21 protein-coding genes are annotated in these 22,831 nt (G+C 60.2%); 15 read left to right on the top strand and 6 right to left on the bottom strand.

Annotated elements, in window-relative coordinates; translation table 11 throughout:
* Positions 1-47: 47 nt before the first annotated feature.
* Both G3N97_RS03445 and G3N97_RS03440 read right to left on the bottom strand, forming a co-directional pair.
* A complete protein-coding gene (locus G3N97_RS03445; protein WP_205991917.1) occupies positions 48-494 on the bottom strand; it encodes a hypothetical protein in 447 nt (148 codons plus the stop codon).
* 29 nt (positions 495-523) lie between these two features.
* A complete protein-coding gene (locus G3N97_RS03440; protein ID WP_205991916.1) occupies positions 524-949 on the bottom strand; it encodes a hypothetical protein in 426 nt (141 codons plus the stop codon).
* 293 nt (positions 950-1,242) lie between these two features.
* Between G3N97_RS03440 and G3N97_RS03435 the strand changes: the two genes are divergently transcribed.
* The 5 genes from G3N97_RS03435 (at position 1,243) to G3N97_RS03410 (ending at position 6,796) form a co-directional block, all read left to right on the top strand.
* Positions 1,243-1,602, top strand: a complete 360-nt coding sequence (locus G3N97_RS03435; protein ID WP_205991956.1) for a helix-turn-helix transcriptional regulator — start codon at positions 1,243-1,245, stop codon at positions 1,600-1,602.
* Positions 1,603-1,965: 363 nt separating this feature from the next.
* On the top strand, positions 1,966-3,576 hold the full coding sequence (locus G3N97_RS03430; RefSeq protein ID WP_205991915.1) for a tetratricopeptide repeat protein: 1,611 nt from the start codon (positions 1,966-1,968) through the stop codon (positions 3,574-3,576).
* A 137-nt stretch (positions 3,577-3,713) separates the two neighbouring features.
* On the top strand, positions 3,714-4,433 hold the full coding sequence (locus G3N97_RS03425) for a hypothetical protein (RefSeq protein WP_205991914.1): 720 nt from the start codon (positions 3,714-3,716) through the stop codon (positions 4,431-4,433).
* Positions 4,434-4,669: 236 nt separating this feature from the next.
* Positions 4,670-5,209, top strand: a complete 540-nt coding sequence (locus G3N97_RS03420; protein ID WP_205991913.1) for a hypothetical protein — start codon at positions 4,670-4,672, stop codon at positions 5,207-5,209.
* A gap of 795 nt (positions 5,210-6,004) precedes the next feature.
* Positions 6,005-6,796 (top strand): glycosyltransferase family 25 protein, encoded by a 792-nt coding sequence (locus G3N97_RS03410; RefSeq protein WP_176082080.1) that lies wholly within the window; start codon positions 6,005-6,007, stop codon positions 6,794-6,796.
* A gap of 165 nt (positions 6,797-6,961) precedes the next feature.
* On the opposite strand, the gene G3N97_RS03405 is transcribed toward G3N97_RS03410, so the two are convergent.
* The 3 genes from G3N97_RS03405 to G3N97_RS03395 form a co-directional block, all read right to left on the bottom strand.
* Positions 6,962-8,425 (bottom strand): flippase, encoded by a 1,464-nt coding sequence (locus G3N97_RS03405; protein ID WP_205991911.1) that lies wholly within the window; start codon positions 8,423-8,425, stop codon positions 6,962-6,964.
* A 279-nt stretch (positions 8,426-8,704) separates the two neighbouring features.
* Positions 8,705-9,529: a glycosyltransferase gene (locus G3N97_RS03400; protein ID WP_176082082.1), complete on the bottom strand. Its 825-nt coding sequence runs from the start codon at positions 9,527-9,529 to the stop codon at positions 8,705-8,707.
* A gap of 17 nt (positions 9,530-9,546) precedes the next feature.
* Positions 9,547-10,806 carry an oligosaccharide flippase family protein gene (locus tag G3N97_RS03395; protein WP_074984629.1) on the bottom strand — a complete coding sequence of 420 codons (1,260 nt, stop codon included), beginning with the start codon at positions 10,804-10,806 and terminating at the stop codon, positions 9,547-9,549.
* A 263-nt stretch (positions 10,807-11,069) separates the two neighbouring features.
* Here G3N97_RS03395 and G3N97_RS03390 point away from each other — a divergent pair, with 263 nt between their 5' ends.
* Positions 11,070-12,464, top strand: coding sequence for a phosphomannomutase/phosphoglucomutase (locus G3N97_RS03390; RefSeq protein WP_205991910.1), 1,395 nt, complete (start codon positions 11,070-11,072; stop codon positions 12,462-12,464).
* Between the two features lie 96 nt (positions 12,465-12,560).
* Here G3N97_RS03390 and G3N97_RS03385 read toward each other — a convergent pair whose 3' ends face one another.
* Positions 12,561-12,929 (bottom strand): lysozyme inhibitor LprI family protein, encoded by a 369-nt coding sequence (locus G3N97_RS03385; RefSeq protein ID WP_205991909.1) that lies wholly within the window; start codon positions 12,927-12,929, stop codon positions 12,561-12,563.
* A 179-nt stretch (positions 12,930-13,108) separates the two neighbouring features.
* Here G3N97_RS03385 and G3N97_RS03380 point away from each other — a divergent pair, with 179 nt between their 5' ends.
* The 9 genes from G3N97_RS03380 to waaC form a co-directional block, all read left to right on the top strand.
* A complete protein-coding gene (locus tag G3N97_RS03380) occupies positions 13,109-15,670 on the top strand; it encodes a type VI secretion system Vgr family protein (protein ID WP_205991908.1) in 2,562 nt (853 codons plus the stop codon).
* Between the two features lie 14 nt (positions 15,671-15,684).
* Complete coding sequence (locus G3N97_RS03375; RefSeq protein WP_205991907.1) at positions 15,685-16,479, top strand: DUF4123 domain-containing protein; 795 nt, start codon at positions 15,685-15,687, stop codon at positions 16,477-16,479.
* 15 nt (positions 16,480-16,494) lie between these two features.
* Entirely contained in the window at positions 16,495-17,304 is an 810-nt protein-coding gene (locus G3N97_RS03370) for a DUF3304 domain-containing protein (protein WP_205991906.1), read from the top strand.
* Positions 17,301-19,118 carry a DUF2235 domain-containing protein gene (locus G3N97_RS03365; protein WP_205991905.1) on the top strand — a complete coding sequence of 606 codons (1,818 nt, stop codon included), beginning with the start codon at positions 17,301-17,303 and terminating at the stop codon, positions 19,116-19,118. Before G3N97_RS03370 ends, G3N97_RS03365 begins: the two co-directional genes overlap by 4 nt.
* A 15-nt stretch (positions 19,119-19,133) precedes the next feature.
* Positions 19,134-19,400, top strand: a complete 267-nt coding sequence (locus G3N97_RS03360; protein WP_205991904.1) for a PAAR domain-containing protein — start codon at positions 19,134-19,136, stop codon at positions 19,398-19,400.
* A 126-nt stretch (positions 19,401-19,526) separates the two neighbouring features.
* Positions 19,527-20,009 (top strand): hypothetical protein, encoded by a 483-nt coding sequence (locus G3N97_RS03355; protein WP_205991903.1) that lies wholly within the window; start codon positions 19,527-19,529, stop codon positions 20,007-20,009.
* Entirely contained in the window at positions 20,006-20,869 is an 864-nt protein-coding gene (locus G3N97_RS03350) for a tetratricopeptide repeat protein (protein ID WP_205991902.1), read from the top strand. Before G3N97_RS03355 ends, G3N97_RS03350 begins: the two co-directional genes overlap by 4 nt.
* Positions 20,870-20,990: 121 nt before the next feature.
* Positions 20,991-21,944 (top strand): hypothetical protein, encoded by a 954-nt coding sequence (locus G3N97_RS03345; protein ID WP_205991901.1) that lies wholly within the window; start codon positions 20,991-20,993, stop codon positions 21,942-21,944.
* Between the two features lie 185 nt (positions 21,945-22,129).
* The coding region (gene waaC, locus G3N97_RS03340) for a lipopolysaccharide heptosyltransferase I (RefSeq protein WP_205991900.1) at positions 22,130-22,831 on the top strand (702 nt) is incomplete at its 3' end.

Below are 22,831 nucleotides of genomic sequence, written 5' to 3'. Positions count from 1 at the left end.
TGGCGTGTCTGGCAGGCATGAGCTCGGCCCCTGCAGCCTCCGTGAGCTTAATTGTCCACACAGACGCGTAGCATGGACGGCGTCAGGTTGGCAGAATCGCACTCCGACCGTTCAAGTCGCACGAGGAAATCCAGATCGCGTTCTATAAGCCTGGTGAAATGCTCCTGTACCGCCTCCAGCTTGATGAGACATTGCACGTGCCAGTTCAACCCGACCATAAACCAGTCAGAGAAGCCATTCCACTCGCTCAGCAAGATGGCGCCGGCTGTGCCGTTCTCTTCCGCGAATTTTTCGATCCGCTTCTCGATGCTTCGGGCGTCGTCCCGAAGCATCAGGCCAGAAATATGAAGCGATACGGAATTCGCGGTGTGATCATGCGCCAGATATACCGTAGCGAATCCACCGAGGTGTTGCCTGACCCGTTTGATCTGCTCCGTCTCCAGGTCATCGTGCACGGGCATCGAGCCCGATAGGACGTACATTCCCTTGTCCATGTCAGCGATCCTTGCGTGTTGACGCGATGTTAGTTGTCGGCAAGCAATTCCATCAGGGGCTCGGTGCCAGCCACGCCGAATTGCCTGAGAATGAAGAACTGCCGTTGCAGCAAACTATCCAGTTGCAGGCGAAGGTCAGCGAGTTCGTCGAGCAAGTGGGCACTGGGAGCGGGCCCTAGCGCCACAAATGACGGCTCGCCGTAGCGTTGTCGGATAAAGACCGCTCCCGCAGCCGCCCATTCGTGTGAAAACCGGGCAAGCGTATCTTCGACTGATTGCTGTTCGTCCGGTGAGAGGCCGCCTCTCACGCGGATAACGAGTGAAGGAGTTACGGTGTCGGTCGCGAAATAGACCTCGGCTGGTTTGGCGAGGCTCTCCGCTAGCCGCTGCGCGTGAGCATGCTTGAAACCAGAACGTACCGGCAGGGCACCGCGGATTTCGTAGTTGAAAGTCATGGTTCTCTCCTTTTTGTAAGCCAGAAGCTGATTTGCTCAATCTTCAGCGGGCATACACCGCGACCGTCGATGTACCATCAACGATCAACTAAATAGGTGCGCGCCGTCCTCAACTGAGATCGTGGAGGACAGCCGATGCGCCGACTACGCCAGTGGCAGCAAGAACTCTGCTGGGCTTGGCGGTGACGATGCGCGAAATATAGACCGTGGCTCTGACGGCAAGTCGTCATCGAGCAGCTGTGTAGAGTCAAAGATAGTAAACGAAAACACTCTTGTCAACAATAAATCCACGTATGAGTTCATTTTGCATCAGACTAAAGCTTGAGCGACGCCGCCTCGGGATGAACCAGTCGGATTTTGGAAGCGCAGGTGGTGTACTGAAACAGGCGCAGTCAAATTATGAGAAAGGGCTGAGATATCCGGATGCCAGCTATCTTGCAGGCATCGCGGAAGCGGGCGTTGACGTCCTGTATCTTCTGACCGGGCGTGCGTCAGATCCCGCCACGCTTGCGCTGGAGCCCGATGAAGAGCGACTGCTCGCCGGGTTCCGTGAATTGAAAGCCCGCGAACAGAGGGGCGTGCTGGCTCTGGTCGCAGCAATCATCGGCACTTCGGATGACGAAGGCGATGCTGAGGCCGAACCACGCCAGTGAGCTCGGGCATAGCATCGCGTTCTTTCGGGGGGGCGACTGCGATGTCGCAGGCGAATGGTAGGTGCGTATAAATTCTGGCAATGCGGTCATGGCCGAGCCAGTAAAATCGTCCGGCGCATTCCGTGCGCTCTCTCCGGACCTGCTCCGGGTCGTAAGGCATACGACGGCCCGAGAAAGAAGCGGGCTTACCAGTGATTCCCGCGGCTTTGTCCGCACGGTGCGGTCTGCTTCTGCGCGATCGCTGCGCGTCACGTGCCTGTGGCTGCTCGCGTAGTGCCTTCGGGTTCGTCGCCGGATAGCCGTGCCAGGCTGTGAGCGGCGTTGAGCGCTGTTCCAGAACTCAACCCAACGACCTGATTCTCGATGGAAAGTTATTTTGATCGGCAGCGCACCGGCGGGGCGAGTGCCTCGACAGGGTTTGTCTATCAGGACATGTGTGCACTCCTGGTCCTCCTGCAACACATCGACGATCCGGGATTTTCTGGTATCGGCGTCGAGACCTGGGACGACTTCGTAGTCTCACTGGGGGCAGAGGAAATTCGGGTTCAGAGCAAGGACGAACAGATGACGGCCCGTCTGCTCAAGACAATCCTCTCGTCTGATCTCCCTGCTACTTCCCCTGTGCCACGACGCACAGTGATCACCTCGTCGTGCACGCCAGCGTTCCGTAGTTTCTTCAGGCGCCTCAGGGAATATCGGGATCACCAGGCTCACGCATCCGCTTGCGGTGATGCGTACGCGGCTGTTGAGCGCGATTTTGAACACCTGCTCGGGAACCATGGCCTGAGGACTGTAAAACGACAGCTTCTGCGTGCGGAGTTTTCTGTCCTTCCGGAAGATGCCTTGCCTGAACTGGTCAAGGCCGCGATCGCGGCCTGGGGACGCGGGCGGCAGATGTTTCTGGATGAGGAAAGCTGCATTACTGAAATGCTCGGGCTGCTGTCAACGGCGAGGGCGGGGCGAAGGTTTCTCCGGCGAGCGCGACTTCTGGATCTTTTGCACCGACACGTGGCGCCCTTGGAAGGTAATTCGCCGGCGGCGCACATGGTCAAACGCTCGCTGGATTCGGTCGAGGATTTTGTTCAGGGAATATTCGCGCATGGCAGCGAGATCATTGCCCGATTCCAGAGCCAGGTGCGGCTCGCCAGTGCGTTTGAAAAGCAGGGGGAAATTGAAAAGGCACTGGAAATATACAGGCCGCTTTCTCTGCTGCTCGATGATTCAGAATGGTTGCTCGTCCGGTGTGCCGCGCTCAGTGAGCTGCTTGGTCATGCTGATCAAGCCATTCAGTACGCGAACAAGGCAATAAAGCTGAATGGCCGCTCGTTTGCGGCGCTTTGTATTCTCGGAACCGTTGCGGGTGAAGACGGGCGCCTTGATGATGCACTGGGTTTTCTGCGTGCGGCAGAAGACATAGACGACACCGATTCCCGATTACTGCATAACATCGGGTATGTCTGCCTGCTGCAGCGACGTCTCGATGAGGCGATTGACTACTTCCTGAGGGCCGCAGGAGAGCCGCCAACCTTCGCTCCGTCGTGTCTGAATCTCGGTGTTGCGCTGTTTCAGGTAGCCCGATTCGATGAGGCTCAATTCGCACTGGAGAAGGCGCTGCTTCTCGAACCGAACATGCCAGAAGCGTTGTGCCAGCTAGCCGAGATTCATCGCTATTACGGCAGGCTCGATCAGTCGACACCGCTTTTTGAGCGGACATTGCGGCAATGTCCTTCTAATGCGCTTGCCTTGCAAGGGCTTGGAATCTCGAAGCTGGAGCAGGGTGATGACGCTGGTGCGGGCCTGCTCCTTCGGGCATGTGCTCCAAACCTCAGGGGACTCGGTCCTGACCGCACAACGGCGCTTCTCGACATCGGCTATCAAAGAGTATTTCCCGTGTGGTTCACACGTGTTCGTGAGCACGAGATCCAGGTGCAGTGGGACGACCGGACGGTCACGCTTTGTCTGGACGTCGCATAGGCCCCGGAAAAAATGATTCTCGGTGTCAGGGGGAGAAGTATTGCCGGATCTGAAAAGGTGTATCTCATCGATCGATATAAAGTGCCCGCCAGCAGAGCCGATAGGGTCTGTATGAAGATTACAAACTGGACCTCTGCATGGATCAGCCTGTAAATCTGTCGATTGGGCAGGAAAAAATCGCCCAGGTCGAAAAGATCGTCGGACAGATCACTACCCGCAAGCGCAAGGAGCCGGAGAAAACTGCACTTCAGGTTCGTCTGGAAAAGATGGCGCGAACGGTGCGCGACCATGCCGTGTTCAGTGCCGTCACGCTTGCAGTCCTCGCTGGCTTGAGCCTGCTGTTTCGCAGTGAAACGCTTGGCAGGGTGGCGCTCGCGGTCGCTGGCATTGCAGGCGTTCTCGTCATGGCAGCGAACCTGCTTGTCATTGGCGGTGCGGTCCCATTTCTGAACCGGCGTCGCAAAGAGCCGTTTGCCACGGTGCTCGCGTCCATGAGCGAGGCCATCGCACTCGATTTGCCAGCCGTGCAGCAGCTGCTGGAATGCGAGCGCAACGCCACGGAATATGTGCTGATCCACTATCGGCATCGCCGGCGGGCGTTTGAAACCCGGCATGCGCTGATCGCTGGCCCGCTTGAGAAAATCGGCCTCTTTCCGGCCCTGGCGGCTTTCGCAATTATTGCCATCAAGGTCTGGTCCGTGAACAACAGCTGGCTTCACACGATCATCTTCGTGATCCCGGCGTTCTATGTCTTGACGTTCTTTGACTACGAGATCGTGGAGGAAATGGACCGTACGATTGCGCTACTGGAATACAGTCTGGCATTGCGGGATCGACTCGCTATACCCGCAGGCTGAACTGTCTGGACGGAGCGGTGCGAGGGTCGCAATCCCGCTTTGCTGTCTTGATGTGGTCGCCGGTCCCGTTGAAAACGCCGCCAGAGCCTCTGCGTTCCCTGTCCTCGAACCGGAGTGGGCCATTGGTTTTTATCTGGCCCCGAAATCCACTTCGTGCTGGCCTCAGCGCCCGGATATCAACTGTGCGTTCAGCGAGGATCCGTCTTGATCTTCGACGGGGATAAGCTTAACTTCGTATGACCATGGATATCGGCGCTTTTACACCTGCTGCCCTGCGACTTCGCTGTTGCGCGAGCGACGCGGGCACCTTGCCGGCACAGGTCGTCTACCTGTGCTGCGATGGCTTTCGGCAGGCGCTGCAGTGCCTAACGCGCCCGAGGCGGTGGGCGACGGCCGTCGCCATTGCGGTGTTCGTTGGGTTCGTGCTCATGGTCATGCTTGGTGGGCTGCTGCGCCAGCGCGTGATCGCATTTGACGCCTTCGCTGACATGATCGTCTGGCTCGTGATTTTCTATGGATACTGCGCGCAAATGCACGGCGAGCGCATCCGAGTCGCAGAGCTGCACAGAGCAGGGCGCATGAATGCGTGGGCGTCGATGCTGAGCCGCTTCATCCTTTCAGCGCGGCGTCTTCTGGAGCGACTCGTCTGGATCCTGCTTGGCCTGGTGCCGCTGATTCATGCTCGCGTGCGCGCGCGTTTGCGGCTTCGGCTGGGGCTGGTCGATCCCAATCTGGTCGCACGCTGTCTGTTGCCTCCGCAATTCGGGCACGCGTGAGCGTTGTGCGGATTGTCCCGCCTCTTGCCGCGCTCGCCGCGTCCCCGTCCGCTCACAAGAGGTCGCCAGCTCTTCGGAGGCAGTTCATGGCCCGCCAAATGACCATCCCGTGGCCGGTCGCGCCACTCGTTCCCGGATACCTGCTACGTTTCGTTGATCTTCGCCCGCACGTTCGCCTGTCGCGGCAGACCATCCTCGAATTGGAGCGTGCAGGGCGATTTCCCTCTGCGGTGCGCTTCGGGGCGCGCTGTACCCTCTGGCGCTCAGCCGATGTAATCGACTGGCTCTCCGACCCGGCGCACTACCGCGCGCCAGATCGAGCCGAGCAGGCACACGCTACCCGGTCCTGACTCCCTTTGCCGCCAGCAGGGCTGTGCCGGGCGCACCCTGCTGATACCGGATATGGATTCCTGATGGTCTGATCAGCGTATTAAGTGGCAGTCCGGCGTCCTTGGCAGATCACCCCGATGCGCATCAGCCTCGGACGAGGTCTCGTCTTGCCAGGCGCATCCAGGCGCTGCTTACGCACGCCTGTCTGTCGTCTGGCAGGCCAGAATCTCCGGGTGAGCGCGATTGCGCAGCGCATCTTTGCATACGAACGTCTGGCGGGAAAAAGCTGAGCCAGCAGGCAGGCTGACAGTGGCGCCCGCCGGATTGGGGGGCGTCTTGTGCGGCGCGTTATGAGGTTAACCCCGCATCCACGACGCCCTTTTGATTGGAGTTCTTCCTGCAAACTGCAAAAATTCCGTGTCCGCGAATTTCTGTCCGGAATGGTTTTGCAGCCAGGAGCCGCCCATGCAGGTTTTTGTCATTTCATTAAAAGGAAGTCAGTCTGAGAGCAACCGGAAACTCGCGTCGATGCTCGAAAACGAGCGCTTCACGGTGAGCGTGATCGACGCGGTGTATGGTCCGGAACTGAATGCTAAGGATTATTTTTCGGCGATCCAGCATTACCTGAGCTTTCGCAACCGGCTCATCACGCCTTCGGAACTGGGCTGCGCGCTGAGCCATAAAAAAGCCTACGAAGCGCTCTTGCGCACGGGCGAATCGCACGCGCTGATTCTCGAAGACGACGTGATTCTCGACGCCGACGCGTGCGTGAGCATTCGCCAGATCATGGAAAAGATGGGCCAGTTCGACGGCTATCTGCATCTGGGCGGCATGGACGGCCTGCTGCGCAGTTTCGAGCGCGTGGGCGGGACGATCTGCTGCGAGATTCCGCCGGTGTTCCGGGTTCACGACGGCGATCTCGGCCATCTTTATCGCACTGTCGGCTATGTGATTTCGGCGTCGTTCGCGAAGGAAGTCCTGAGCCTGATGGAGCGCGACATCTTCGTGATCGACGATTTTTCGCACGTCCGCAATCACGTTCAGGTCGGCGATTTTTATTTTTCCAGCATCGTTAAGCATCCGACCGATTTGAGCGCTTCAAGCATCCAGAGCGAGCGCACGACGATGGTGACGCGTCCGAAGCGTCCGGGCCTCGCGCGGCAGATCTGGCGCGAGATCGACCTCACGCTGCGCGCGAAGCGGAAAATCGCTAATCAGCTTCGGGCGATCGACGCCGGAAGTTTGCCGAACGAGTAGTGGCGGAATAGCGGTTTGTGCGGCGGCAGGCGCCGGGCTTTAATGTGCCCGGCCTGCCGCCGTTTTGCGTTGTGCTTCGCGTTCTGCTTTGCGTTCTGTTGCAGGACGTTTTCCTGGTCGGCCGACTCGCCGTTCGCGCCGCGCAATCTCACTTCCGAGGCGTCATCACGCCCAGCGGCTTCGCATCGACGCGAACACGCCGAGCACGCGCGCGAACAGCGCCGGTTGCGCGCGAGCGCTCCACGCGAGCGCGACGCCGGTCGTCGCGATCCACATCGTGATCGACGGCAGGCTCAGCGGCGCGAGGACCAGCGTGCCGACATAGGCGATGCCGATGATCAGCGTCGGCGCGGCGAGCATGCGCAGCGGGCGGATTTCGAGGCGCGCCGCGTGATATAGCAGGAAGCCGTCGATCACGCAGCGCGCGCTCCACGCGAGCGCCGCGCCGAGCACGCCGAAGGTCTGCATCGCCCACCAGAGAAACGCGAAGAACGGCACGAGTTCGTAGATCAGGAGGCGCGCGACGATGCCGGGGCGGCCCGTCGCCTGCAGATGGCAGCCCGCGATCAGCGCGAGGCAGTTGAACCAGGCGCCCACGAGAATCGTTTCGCCGACGGAATCCGAGCGCGCGGCGAAATCCTGTCCGACCCACAGCGAAAGAAACGGATGCATGAGGAACATGCCGAACACGATCATCGGCGTGAGTGCGGCCAGGAAGCCGCGCAGCGTGGTCGCGGAAAGCGCCGTGGCGTTCTTGATTTCGAGCGACGACAGACGCGGAAACAGCGTGCGCGCGATCACGTTGGGCAGGAATCGCACGCGCACGGCGAGGTTGAACGGCACCTGGTAGTACGCGACGGCCTGCGGCCCGAGGATGTGGCCGATCATGATGCGATCGGCGGTTTCGTGGAGCGCGGAGGTCAGGTTCTGCACGCTCATCCACGCGCCGAACGAAAACAGTTTGGGAATCAGCGCGCGGCGCGGACCCGCGCAAAAGCGCAGCGGAAAGACGCGCCACACCACGATCGCGTAGATGCAGAGCGTGCCGATGCCCGAGCACAGCGAGCCGTACACGATGTAGTTCAGGCGCGGGCCCATCACGTACGCGACGATCAGCGGCGTGAGCTGATACATCAGCGTGACGGGAATCTGCACCAGCGTGAGGATGCCGAAGCGCTCGCGCGCGGACAGCGAGCCGCTGAGCACGCCGTTCAGGTTCGCGAGCGGCATCAGACACGCCACGAAGGGTAGTGCGGGCTGCAACTCGGCGCGCAGCGCCGTGCCGAGATTGAAGTACGGCAGCAGCAGATGCATCGCCACGAACAGCACCGCGCCGCTCGCCACGCCGAGCCCGACATTGAGGATCAGCGCCGTCCACAGCACGGATTCGCGCTCCTGATGCGTGGCGTCCGCGAGCTTGGCGATGCGATTGGCCGTCGCGGTCGACAGCCCCATGTCGAGAAAGCCGAAATAGCCCTGAATCATCCAGACGATGGCCAGCACGCCGTATCGCGCCGTCCCGATGTAGTGCAGATAGATCGGGGTGGTCACTAACGCAATGATCATTGGCAGGAGGCTGCCGATCAGGTTGAACAGGGCACTGCGTTTCAGACTGGGTTTGGCGGTCATGGTGTGGTCCGGTGCGTGCATTCGATGCGCCACTTTGGCCGCGCCGCAGCGCGCCGTGACGGACTCGTGACGCGCGCGGACCTGCGCGGCGCTATGACTGCGCCTCTGCATCGACGCGCGAAGCGTCATCCGGCTGCGTCCGAATGCGAACGGCCTATTCTGCGCCGGGAGACGGATGGCAGTTTGTGCGTCGGCGCACGGTTGCACGCGGAGCGGATGTGGGACCGCATGTGGGGCCGGACCGGCGCTTTCAGGGACCGCGGGAACCCGGACTGTGCGTTATCCGCCGAGCCGCGTTTTCAGCCGGTGAAGCAGCTTGTAAGGCGTGACGAGATGCAGCGTGTTCTTGGCGAGCCCGGCCCAGTCGCGCCAGTTCAGCACGTTCAGATAACGCGCCTGCAAACGCAGGGTCGAGACGATCTGCCGACGCCGTTTGGTCGCGCTGATGCCGCCTTCGTTGAGCTCGTAATAGAGCCCGAGTTCGGGCAGATTCGCGCAGTCGTAACGCTCCATCAGACGCAGGAACAGATCGAGGTCTTCGGCAGCCGGATACTGCACGCGATAGTTGCCGACGGCGAGCACCGCGTCGACGCGCAGCATCACCGAAGGATGCACGAGCGGCGAGCGCAGCATGCGCGTGCGGCGCAGCGCGCGCGCGTCGGCGGGTGGGCGCAGCATGAAGAGCGGCTCGCCCGCGCGATTGACGACCTGCGTCCACGTGCCGAGCGCGGCGAGTTCAGGCTCGGCTTCCATGCGCGCGCGCTGCTTCGCGAGGCGGTGCGGCACGGCCAGATCGCCCGCGTCGATGCGCGCCGCGTAGCGGAAATCGCGCGCGGCCAGCGCCTCGATACCGGCCTGCAAGGCGCGTTCGATGCCGCCGTTTTTTGGCATGCGCAATACTTCGATTTCCATGCCGGGCACGCTCGGCGCGACGATGGGCGGCGTGCTGCCGTCGTCGATGACGAGCGCGTAGATCGGCGCGTCTTCCGCGAACGAGGCGAGCGTGCGCTCGACGTCGGCCTGACCGTTGTAGGCGGGCATGAGCAGGGCGACATCGGCGAGAGCGCCGGTTCGAGCGCGCGCGGCGGCGGGGGATGGCGTCATGAGGCGGGCAGCGAGGTTCAGGTCAGTTTGAAGCGGATGTAATAGAAGTTCACGCAGGCCGCCGCGAGGTAGCCGCACGCCAGCCCGACGAGCGCGCCGTACGCGCCGAGGCGCGGAATCGCCACGAGATTCACGGCGAACGCCACCGCGAGCGCGAGCAGCCACTTGGCGAGCAGGACGAACTTCGCCTGATATTTGAGCACCACGAGATTGCCGATCGCCTCGATGCCCGCGGGCACCGAGAGCCACACGGCCCAGCGGAAAATATTCACGGCGCCCGCGTAGTCCGGGCCGAACACGCGATGGATGATGAAGCCCGCGAGCGCGTCGAGCACCAGCGCGCCCGCGATCATGATGACGCCCGTCATCGCGAACAGACGCACGAGGTTGCGGCGCAACTGCGCGGCCTGCTGCACGCGATAGACGAAGGCGGGCGCGATGGTCTGCGAGAGCATCAGCGCGAGCGTGATCCAGTTTTCGTTGAGCTGCTGCGCGGCCGAATAGCGGCCGAGATCGGCGAACGAAATGGTGCGTTCGAGCATCAGCCGGTCGAGCTTCAGAAAGAGATACATGCAGATCAGGCCGAGCCAGAACACCGTGCCGGCCGTCGCGAAATGCTTGAAGAGCGCGCGGTCGACGTGCCAGCCGAGCTTGCCGCCGTGACGCTTGCGGAAATAGAGCACCAGCGCCGCGCCGATCGCCGCCGATTCGAGCGCCCACAGCCAGCCGAAGGTGGCGGGCGCGAACGCCGCGCGCGCGAGCAGAAACACGAGCAGCGCCTTGACGATCGCCGTGCTCATACTCGCGATAAGCTGTGGCTTGCTGTACGTCATGCTTTGCAGCCACGCGTTGATCACGCCGACGAACGGCTCGCGAAACAGCATGGTGACGGCGAGCCCGGCGAGCATCGCGCCGACCATCGGATCGGTCGCGCCGAGCCCGATGCCGATCCACGTGACGACGAGCGCCGCCGCCGACACGCCGATGCGCAGCGCGAACGCGCTGCCGAGCACCGTGCCGACGGCCTCGCGCGGTTTGTTGACGATTGTCGGCACGAGAATTTCGGCGCCGCACACCCAGGTGATGGGCGAGAGCACGAGCAGCAGCGTGTTGGCGTACTGCCATTTGCCAAACACGTCGGGACCGAAATAGCGCGCCAGCACGCCGCTGATGGCGATGGCGACGGCGATCTGCGTGACGCGTTCGAGGCCGAGCCACACGATGTTCGTGAACGCGCGCGTGACGTCGGGGTTGGCGGGGCGCTTGAGGCTCAGCATGCCGGACCGTCCTGACGACGCGGACGCATCGGGCACGCATGGGCATGGCGCTTGCTGGCGCGAGGCGCCAGACCCGGCGCGGATTTTGTCGTCAGGAGGAAACGGCGAGGCATTAAAATGGGTGCATAACCTTCGGCGGACGCCGAAAAACGGCAATTATAGTTTGTAACGGTTCCGACTTTTCGTAACGCGGGGTCGCGGCAGCCCGCCGAAACGTGTTACGAATAATCCCCCCGACTTTCCATCGCACGGTGAGCCTCATCATGATTTCTCAATCGATTTTCAAGGCCTATGACATTCGCGGCGTGATCGGCAAGACGCTCGATACCGACACGGCACGCGCCATCGGCCAGGCCTTCGGCAGCGAGGTGCGTGCGCAGGGCGGCGACGCGGTGGTGATCGCGCGCGACGGCCGCCTCTCGGGCCCCGACCTGTCCGCCGCGCTCGCCGACGGCCTGCGCTCGGCGGGCGTCGACGTCGTCAACGTGGGCATGGTGCCCACGCCGGTCGGCTATTTCGCGGCGAGCGTGCCGCTCAAGCTCGCCACGGGCGAACGCAGCATCGACTCGTGCATCGTCGTGACGGGTAGCCACAATCCGCCCGACTACAACGGCTTCAAGATGGTCCTGCGCGGCAAGGCCATTTACGGCGACCAGATCCAGGCGCTCTATCAGCGCATCGTCGACCAGCGTTTCGAAAGCGGCGCGGGCACCTATGCCGACTACGATATTCGCGATGAATATATCGACCGCATCGTCGGCGACATCAAGCTGGCGCGTCCGCTGAAGATCGTCGTCGATACCGGCAACGGCGTGGCGGGCGGTCTCGCGCCGCGTCTGTTCAAGGCGCTCGGCTGCGAACTGGTCGAACTGTTCACCGAAGTCGACGGCACCTTCCCGAATCACCATCCGGATCCGGCGCACCCGGAAAACCTCCAGGACGTGATCCGCGCGCTCAAGGAAACCGACGCCGAAGTGGGCTTCGCGTTCGACGGCGACGGCGACCGGCTGGGCGTGGTCACGAAGGACGGCGAGATCATCTATCCGGATCGTCAGCTCATGCTGTTCGCCGAGGAAGTGCTGTCGCGCAATCCGGGCAAGCAGATCATTTACGACGTCAAGTGCACGCGCAACCTGGCGAAGTGGGTGAAGGAAAAGGGCGGCGAGCCGCTGATGTGGAAGACGGGCCACTCGCTCGTGAAGGCGAAGCTGCGTGAAACCGGTGCGCCGCTGGCGGGCGAAATGAGCGGCCACGTGTTCTTCAAGGACCGCTGGTATGGTTTCGACGACGGTTTGTATACGGGCGCGCGTCTGCTTGAAATCCTTGCACGCGTGGCCGATCCGAGCAAGCTGCTCAACGATCTGCCGAACTCGCACGCCACGCCGGAACTGCAACTGAAGCTCGAGGAAGGCGAGAATTTCGCGCTGATCGCTAAGCTGCAGGAGAACGCGACGTTCACGGGCGCCGATGAGGTGATCAAGATCGACGGTCTGCGTGTGGAGTATCCGGATGGGTTCGGGCTCGCGCGTTCGTCGAATACGACGCCGGTCGTCGTGATGCGTTTCGAAGCCGACAACGATGCCGCGCTCGCGCGTATTCAGGCGGATTTCAAGCGCGTGATTCTGGCTGAGAAGCCGGATGCGAAGTTGCCGTTCTGAGTTTTGGGTTGAGGTCCGTTGCGGTGGGTTACGCCGCAACGGATGGATGTTCGGGGCGCGTGCGGCTATTGCGATTGCGCCTCGTCGAAATATTCTTCAAGCACCTTGACGCGAGCCGTTGTCAGTTCCGTCAGGCACTGCGTGCGGTTGACCGGCACCCATTGCGGTGCCGAACCGCTCAAACTCGCACTCTGCGTCTCTGAACACGACCCACGCACGCTGTGCGGCCACAATCTGGGTTTTCGACAAGCGCTGCAGCTCCGGATCGTTTTTGAGGTTCGCGAGCAGTTTTTTGTATGCGTCGTTGAGCGCATGATCGGCGGCAGCGCGCTCCTGTTCAGCGCATTGCAGATTCGATTGCGCGGCCTCTGGGCCGATGCCTCCCGGTGGGTTGTTGCAGTCGAGTGCAAATGCGTTTAGCGATATTGCATACGACGACACTAATGCGAATTGCTTTAGATTCATTGCGCGTTTATGGGCTTTCCGTTTGAGATGTAAGCGTCACTCGCCACTTTGTTCACTTGTTTATTCACTGTGATTTGATATGCGTGATGGGTCGTTACGTCGATGTTCAAATTTCAATCGGCCAGTAAGGTCTGTAGAATATCGCCGCAAATCATGGCTCGATGATAAAGGAATAGAAAGTGGGGGCGCAGGATCTGATTGCGGCCATTACCGGGGGCCTCGTACAAACTGACCGGCTGATCAAACTCGATACGCCGCTCGGCGATAATGTGTTGCTGCCGCAGCGTGCGGTAGGTCATGCGCGTATCGGCCGCGATTACGGCTTCACGCTTGATGTCGTTTCCACGAACGAGAACGTCGAGCTTAAAACGCTGATCGCGCAGCCCGTCACGCTATGGCTGCAGCAGGCCGACCAGACCTATCTGCCGTATCACGGCTACGTCCACACTGCCCGCCGGCTGGGCGCGGACGGCAGTTTGACGAGCTATCAGCTGGAATTCGCCTCGTGGCAGCACTTCCTCAAGTTCCGCTCGGATGCGCGCATCTGGCAGGACAAAACCGCCGACGCCATTCTCACCGACGTCTTCAATGCGCATCCGCAAGCGCAGGGCGCATTCCGCTTTGTTATTCAAAATGCATTGCCTTCGCGCTCGTTTTGCGTGCAATACGAGAGCGACTGGAATTTCTGCCAGCGGATTATGGAATCCGAAGGCCTGTTCAGCTATTTCGAACAGGCTGCTGATGGAAAATCGCACACGGTCGTAATTACCGACAATATCGGCGCATTGCCCGCTTTAAATCCGCAATCGGTTAATTTTTACCGATCTGGCGTGAATAGTGAAACCAATGCGCTGGTGCAATGGAGCGGTACGCGCACGCTGCAAAGTGTGACGCTGGCCACGCGCACATTCGACTACAAATCGCCGTCCACGTCGGTGAATCCCAAAGGCACGTCGGTGCCGACGCTGGCCACGCAGGGCAATCTGCCGCAGCAGGCCGAAGTCTACGAATACACGGGCGCGTACACGTACGGCGAGCAGTCGCGCGGCGACACGCTCAGCGAAATCCGCATGCAGGAGTGGGAGTCGCGCGCGAAACGCTTCGAAGGCGCGGGCGCCGTGCGCAATCTCGACGCCGGGCGCTGGTTCGAACTCGACGGCCATCCGGTGCACGACGCGGACAGCCAGCAGGATCGCCAGTTTGCGGTGATCGACGCGCGCTGGTTTATCGAAAACAATCTGCCCGCAACGACCACGCAGACGCAATCGTTTCCGCACAGTCTGCAAGGCGAACTGGCCGCGATCAAGAGCGCGAATCAGGGCGACAGCGACGCGCTGGTGGTGAAAGCCTCGGACGGCAGCGAAGGCTTTCTGCTCGTGAAAATCGAGGCGCAGCGCAAGGCGGTGCCGTATCGCAGTCCGCTTGAACATCACAAGCCGGAAATGAGCATGCAGACGGCGCTCGTCGTCGGCCCGTCCAACGAAGAGGTATATACCGATTCGCTTAATCGCATCAAGGTGCGCTTTCACTGGGATCGCCTGAATGCGGGCGATGAAAACGCGTCGTGCTGGATACGCGTGGCGATGTCCGATTCGGGCAGCAGTTACGGCGGCGTGCATGTGCCACGTGTGGGCGAAGAAGTGATCGTGAACTGGCTTGACCGCGATTGCGATCGGCCGATCGTCACAGCGCGCGTCTATAACGGCGCGACTACGCCGAACTGGCATTCGAACGGCATTCTCTCCGGCTACAAGTCGAAGGAGTATGGTGGCAGCGGCTACAACCAGATGGTGATGGACGATGCCACCGGCCAGAATCGCATGCAGCTTTACAGCACGAGCGCGAATTCGCAACTGCATCTGGGTTATCTGGTCGCGCAAAGTGCAAATTCGCGCGGCGCGTATCTGGGCAGCGGTTTCGATCTGAAATCGGATGCGTTCGGCGCGATCAATGCGGGCGAGGGCCTGTATGTGAGTACCCACGCAAAGACCGCCACGAGTCAGCAACTGGACGTCACCGAAGCCCATGCGCAACTGACGAGTGCGCAACAGACGATCGACACGCTCTCGCAAGCGAGCGAAACGCACCAGGCCGAATCGTTGCAGGATGGCACCCAATCGCTGCGGACATTCGTGAGCGCCACGCAATCGAAGACACAGGGTGCGAGCGGTAGTGGAGGCAACACCGCTGGCGGGGGCACGGGGAGCGCGAACGCATTCACCGATCCGGTGATGCTGATGGCGAGCCCGTCGGGTATCGCGCTTTCGACGCAACAATCCACACATATTGCTGCCGAGCAGCAGCTCAATTTCGTCAGCGGCGAGAGCATGCAGATCGCCACGGGCAAATCGCTTGTTGCGAGTATTGGACAGAAGCTGAGTCTGTTCGTGCGAAACGCCGGGATGAAGCTGTTCGCTGGTCAGGGAAAAATCGAGATTCAGGCGCAAAGCGACGCGATCGATCTCGTTGCAAAGAAGGTGCTCGCGCTCATGAGCACGACTGACTGGATCACCTTGACCGCGAAGCAAGGCATCCGGCTGACAGCCGGCACCAGTCAACTGGTTATCAGCGAGGAAGGCATTAAGGGCTTTACGCCCGGCGCGAGCATCATGCATGCAGCGGATCACCAGACCGTAGGCCCGCGGAGTGTGCCGGCCGTATTCCCTGGGCTTCCCGATAACTTTTGCGAGCGCTGCTTCCTGTTGGCCGCGCGCTCAGGCAGCGCAATCGTGCCTCAATAAGCGGAACACGCTCGATGAACGAATTCATGTTGCTTGATGCCGCTATCTGGCAAGAGGCTCCCCAGTTTGATGCGCTTGTGCGTACTGCAAATGCGGTCCCGCTATATGCGGACCTACCGTCGTCGAATGCCAGTCGGTTTGGACCGTGGCTTCTGGAGGCTGAGGCATTCGCGTCTTGCTTCAGCGGCGACGAGATGAATGAAATGCCATGGAGATATGGTGTCAGCCGTCTCTTGACTGACGTGAGTCTCGCGAGTCTGGCCATGCACCTGGAATCGCAACGCAGCATCGAGATGGAGGAGGGCGACCGTTACTACCTCCGCTATGCAGACACGCGGGCGCTCGACACTTTGGCGCGCGTGTTGTCGCCCGATCAGGCGCAGCAGCTAAAGGGTCCGGTCAGGCATTGGCGCTATATGGACCGCTTTGGAGAAAGCAGGGAGTTTGGAACGGGCATTCCCGCGGACTCGCGACGCCACCCGGTGATCGTGCTGTCCGGGAAGCAGAGCGTCCGGTTACTGGAGCAGCAACTCGCCGCCGCGCTCGCCGACGAATTGAGCGCAGGAAGAGGCGACCCGGCTTATCCCTCGTTATCTGCCGAGCAATATCCCCATGTCGAGGCCGCCGCCGTTTTTGTTCTTATGCACGGTATCGAACCGCTCGATGTGCAGCGGCATATCACAACGGCTGCAATCGAAACCGATGGAGCGGTATTGACGGACTCGCGACTTCTGGCGCAAGTCAAGCAGTCACGAGCGTTGGGGCAGTGGAGCGAGCTTATGAATTGGCTCGTGGCTTCGAAAAACTGAACTGGATGCAGAGCTATGGACTTTCGGATATACCGCACATGGTTTGCCGCGCTCGGCGTTGTGTTGCTTACTGCGTTAGCAGCCAGCCAGTCATTTGCCAAGGAAGAGACGTTTGGCTATTCCATGGGCGGAATTGACCACCTGGCGGACAACCTGAGCGTCACCGACTTCTGGGTCAACGGCGCGGCTGGGCAGCAAGCCGGCAACGGCAATGCAGGTATGCCGGCACCGCCTCTACCAGTCAAGTGGCATCCCGGGCTCACGGTGCATGTGGTGTGGGACGTCAGGGACTGGCAGCACGATAAGGGCAGCACTCATCAAGCCGATGTTGCGGTCGATCCCTATTCGGAAGACGGCGGCAACCTTTGGGTGCACTTTCTTGCAAACGGAACGGTGCGGGTGGTGGTCTCCGAACTTGGGCCCCGTGCTGCCGGTTACGCTGGTCCGCACGATCCGATTCCAAGGAAGAAGCCATGGGATATGTATCCGTCGCGAGCTGACCGGCGTGACTGGAATGAGCAGTTGCTAGATGATCAGATCATCAAGCAGCAGTGTGCCAGCGCGTCCGATCCGGCGAACTGCACAAAGCTGGCGAATGAAAAAATCCTCGACGACGAACGCGTAGACGCGCGCCGTTATCTGCCGCAATGTGCAACGGTAACGACCGGATATGCTTACGAAGAATGCAAAAGGAGCGCGGCCCAGAGTATGCGTGCCGCGCGTTTTACGCGACGCTGCCAGGAGGCGCCGAGTTTGCCGGAATGCGCATCCTCAGCTACCAGACAGAGTGTGCCTCAACGTGACGCAGGAACGTCTGGCCAATGAGCAACAACATCAGTCTGTTACAGGCCGCGGCACATCCGGGCAATACCGAAGGCGTAACAGTGACGGCGCCTACCGTGAGATGCCGTCCGGAAAAGTGCGAATTTGCAATCCAGGTTGGGGTGTTCTTCGATGGCACGGGCAATAACCAGGACTGGGAGGAGTCGGGGAAGGGCAGTGGAACGCAACTCGCACTCAAAAAGGACAGCAACGTCGCACGTCTGTTCAGGGCGTATCCGGCGGATGACCTGAACGGTTACTATCCAGCCTACATTCCCGGTGTGGGCACACCGTTTGCCGCAATCGGTGAGGAAGGGGAAAGCTCATTGGGTATGGGCTTCGGGGCGGGGGGGGATGCCCGTATTGTTTATGGACTCTTGCATGTTCTCAACGCGATGCACCAGTCGATTAACAATGGTGGCGTGCCTTTGATCGGACAGCAAACTGTCAAGGCACTTTGCAGCAACGGCTGGCTAGCAATGCAATCTGATACAGAAGGCGGAAGTTTCAATTCCCTGTCTCCGGCCGATCAGAGGGCACTGGATAAAGTGGGCATGAAGGACGAGGGGGGACTGCTCACCCGCAATGGCTACTCCAACCGGACGACCTTTCTGAAGCAGCAGTTCGCAAAGCTCGCACAAACGATCGGCGAGACGCAACATCCTAAGCTGGTCGAGGTCTTCATCGACGTATTTGGCTTCAGCCGCGGCTCGGCGCAGGCGCGCGTGTTCTGTAACTGGCTGGATGAGTGCTTCGAGGGCGACGCACTTGCCGGGGTCAAGACGCACATCCGCTTTCTTGGTATTTTTGATACCGTTGCTGCGGTTGGTCTTGGACCCGCTGCAAGCCGGTGGACCAATGGCCATGAAGCTTGGGGTGAAACAGAGAATCTGCGGATCTCATCGCGAGTCAGACATACTGAGCACTACGTTGCAATGCATGAGCAACGTGAGTCGTTCCCTCTAGAGGATGTGCAAATACCCGGCGATAAAATGCCCCCGCGTTGCCGTCAGTTCCGCTTCCCGGGGATGCACTCCGATCTTGGTGGTGGGTATCTGCCGGGAGAGCAGGGCAAGAACGGAGGCGACGATGAGAACAAACTGGCTCGCTTACCGCTCAGCATGATGTATCAGGCGGCCCAAGCCGCTCAAGTACCGGTCGATACTGAAATCGCAAGGACTCGCGACGGCTGGGACTCATTCGTCGTCGGTGAAAAGCTTCGAGCGGACTACAGCGCCTTCATACAGGCCAACGGCACCGGAGTGCGCGCAATTACCGATTGTCTGATCGATATACTCGCGTGGCGATACGTTTACCGGGACGTATACGGAACGCTGCAGTTCGTGCAAAGCGCTGTAAGAGACGACAAGCAAGACCTGCTCGGCGCGCATCAAGTATTCCTGAAGGACATAGCTGGAAGCGATAGTGCCTCGGCTCAAGCGAGCAATGCACTGAGCGAAGCCAGCACTAGAAGGCAGTCGCTCACCAGTCGACTCTTAGGTGGAGCTAAACCTGCGGGCGAGTCGCTCTCCAAGCCCGCGACGAATATGCCGAAAGAGCGCCGCGAGGTCTTTGACCGGGTGATTGAGCGCAAACTCGGTGACAACGAGTTGAATTTTTTCAGCTCCTATTGCCACGACTCATATGCAGGCTTCAAACCGTTTGGTACATCGGTGGCCGGCCATGTTTTATCGCGCAATGCACCGTGGGAAGACGGTGGCTATTTGCGGTACCGGACGCGTTACGCAGGGGACGGCGTCAGACTTGCAATGCTTGAATCCGCTCCGAACAAAGAGGCGAATATTGCTGACGCATAACCTGGAGATCCGCCAATGAAAGACGAACACGGTCGTGGTGTGATTCGTCTCCACGACAAGACCTCGCACGGCGGCGAAGTGATCACGGCATGCGATGAGATAACGGCAATGGGTGTCCCCGTTGCCTTGCAGGATGATTTGACGTGGTGTCCAAAATGCAACGGAAAATTCAGAATCATCCCGGAAAACAGTCAGCGTAGTCATCACGGGAAGCCGGTTGCACACCACAACGACCCGACCGAATGCGGAGCCCGCCTGATTACGTCGTTGTCACCAGATTGAAACTGGACGACATACAGCTGGATCTCTTGCTGCTTTGCACTGAAATATGAGAACGGAAATATGACCTCAAGCTTTCTTCGTCGTTGTGCAGCTTTCACACTGCGCGGATGTTTTGTCGGAAGCGTCATGCTCAACGTTATGCCATCTGCCGGTGCAGCTCAAAGCGACGACCATTGGATTGGCCTTTACAGCGCCGATTTGCAGGGACGCTGCGACGTGCAGCCTTTGTTCCGGATCGGGAAAGATGGTGGCCAGCTTGTGGCCTATCTCAAGGGCGATGGTGGACAGTGGGACGAAGCTGAACTGAACTATCCTTCAGAAGAGATCCTGAAGGAGTTCTTCAAGGGAAAGGATTCTCACGGTGTGAGCGTTCTCGTTCTCAAGCCGGTCGCCGTGATCGTCCATGCTCCGGCAGGCTGGCGGTATGACGATAAATTCACCACACGGACAGGCGACTTCGCCATTATGGCGTTCGGTGCTGTTGTCGATCTGCAAAGGAGCGATGCATCTGCTGACGATCCAGATCTGGCGGACAAGCAGCGTGTGCTCTGCCTCAAGAACCGGAAGCCGGGGCCGGGCGACGAGGAGAAGGAATCGAAGGCGCAATGAGCCGAATCTCATTGCCCGGATGGCCGCGCATCGCGGTGAGCATTGCAGGCTTTCTGTTTGCATTGAATGCGTGTCCTTCGACTACAGCTATTGTTGTGGAGAACATTGGCACATTCGAGTATTCAGCCGCAGGGAAAGGACTCGCTATCACTTTTGAGAGTGCAGCCACCCACAAGCGCTTGAACTATCGTGTGCAGCCGTTCGACGAATGCAGCGCGATGGGCATGTATCGACTCGCGGGTACTGCGCAGATCGCGGTTGACGGTTCGTGCCAGAGCCAAGGCGGCCAGGTTTTCATACAGATATTCGGGTGGAACGCTGGCGCGCAGGATTGGTGTATGGTCCGCCAGATTTCGGGGGAAAAGCCGGATATGACGTCCGGCGACTTCGTTGGTTCTATGGAAGTCGCACGTATCTTGAACTGCCCGAAAATAGGCAGCGACATGTCCTACACGTATGAGTCGAATGAAAACGTCAAGAAAGACATCGATAAGAAACTTGCAGAATTGAAAAGCGCGGAGAGTGACAAGGCGAAGCTGACTGCTTATCTTGCCGGAATTACATCTTATGATTCGCTGGAAATTGCAGGGTTCGTCGGGGAAATCGATGTGCAAATGGCTAATGATCTAGGTTTTTTTCTGGTGCAGGCCAAGAGACCAGACGATGCGATACCGCTTCTTGCAAAAATCGTTTCGGAGTATCCGGATCGAGTCGTCGCCAAGCTCAATCTTGCTGACGCACTTTGGAATACTGACCAACAAGAGCCAGCGAAGCTTCAATACAGCGAATATGTCTCGCAGATGAAAAAGCTGGGAAAGTCTGATCGGGTCCCGACTCGCGCCCTGGAGCGCTCGCACTAATCGGTAGCGGTAGAGCAGGGCGTATGTGAAAAATTGCACCGACACATGAGGGCGCAGAGGTTCTAGCGGCTGAAAGAAGCTGTCGTGTCCGCTGCAATCATGAATTCACTTCACCTTGTGGATGAAAATTCAGAAACTTGTCTCCAGCATCGCGCTCGTTGCGACCACCGGTCTTTCGCTCAGTGCAACGTCTGCCGAAAATCAGGTCATTGATTTCTCAAATCATTCGCGCCTGATTTTTTCCGCGCCGGTGTCCTCGCCGCTTGCCAAAAAGTTCGGTTCAGGTTGGACGCGCCTGACTTTCCAGCAAGCCGACGGTCATGCGATTCCTTTGCTATCCGACGAGGCACTCACGCAAGACGGCGGCGTTATCTTTTCCAGGCCGCGGGACAGTGCGGTGTCACCCGGAGGCCGATACCTCGTTCTCGATGTAATCAGAAACGGAACCGTTGAAGCCGACAGCCAGAAGCCGCGAATAGAAAGCCGTCAATTCTGCCCAATCCTCGACACGCAAACGGGTTGCGTGACACGCAACGACACCGGCGCGATCTGCGGCGGCCATTGGGATGTGAAGCAGGAAATCTGGCAGAGCGTATTGGATTCGGCCGGTCCCGATTCGCAGTCCATGACGTCGGTTGCAAAGCCCACAGCTCGCGACGTCTGGACGCAATACTCGAACGCTCACAGCCAAGACATCAGTCCGTTCCTGCGCACCGCGCTTGGTCTCGACAACCTGAAAGCGTGCGACCCGCCCAACGCCGCAAACGCGCGGTATTACGCACAAATCGAAGCGCAACCCGGGGTGCATGCCGCCACAGTGCCGCCGTTACCGCCCAGAAGCGCCGCGGCAGATTCCTCGCAGCATCAGAATGCGCCGTCATGGACCGTTCGCGTCGATCAGGCGTGGCTGTATGAACGGCCATCCGTGGGCAGCATCCGCCACGGATATCTGATTCGGGGCGACCTCGTCGCCGTGCTGGAAACCGAAGGCACCGACTGGACCCGGATCCGCTTTTCCCGCGCCGGCAAGCCACCGCTCGATGCGTGGCTGAAAACGTCCGAAATCGCACCTTAAGCACCCACGAGGCGCGACCAAACAGCACCGCGCCTCACTCACCACCGGATCTGGCACCACAACCCGCCACCCCACGGCGCGCCCCGGAAAACACGCACTTTCCCCCCTCAATTCACGCCAGCTCTCGCCCAACCCCGCGGGCGCGCTAAAATTGCGGACCTTTCAACCAGTCCGCCCTTCCTGCCTTGAGCGTGCAAAAGATCCTCATCGTGCGCGTGTCGTCGCTTGGCGACGTCGTCCACAACATGCCCGCCATCGCCGATATCCGGCGGCGGTATCCCGACGCGCAGATCGACTGGCTCGTCGAAGAAAGCTTCCGGTCGCTCGTCGAGCTCGTGCAGGGCGTGCGCCGGCCGATCCCGTTTTCGCTGCGGCGCTGGCGCAAGCGCCTGCTGTCGGGCGCCAACTGGCGCGAGATCGGCGCGTTCCGCCGCGCGCTCGCCGCCGAGAAGTACGACCTCGTGATCGACTGTCAGGGCCTCATCAAGACCGCGTGGGTCGCGAGCTGGGCGCGCGGGCCGCTCGTCGGGCTCGGTAACCGCACGGACGGCGCGGGCTACGAATGGCCGGTGCGCTTCTTCTACGACCGCTCGATCCGCATCGAACCGCGCACGCACGTCGTTGAGCGCACGCGTCAACTGGTCGCGGCGGCGCTCGATCTGCCCGCGCCGCAGCCCACCGACGAGATCGACTTCGGCCTCGATACCTACCGCGCCGCGCAGGCGCTCGCGGGCGTCGGCCTGAATCTGCCGGTGCCCTACGTGGTGTTCGTGCACGCAACTTCGCGCGCCGACAAGCAGTGGCCCGACGCCCACTGGATCGAGCTCGGTCAGGCGCTGGTGCGCCGCGGCGCGTCGCTCGTGCTGCCCTGGGGCAGCGACGCCGAG

This window comes from Paraburkholderia sp. Ac-20347, assembly GCF_017104805.1.
GTDB classification, from domain to species: domain Bacteria; phylum Pseudomonadota; class Gammaproteobacteria; order Burkholderiales; family Burkholderiaceae; genus Paraburkholderia; species Paraburkholderia tropica.
This window is presented reverse-complemented; position numbering and strand designations above follow the sequence as displayed.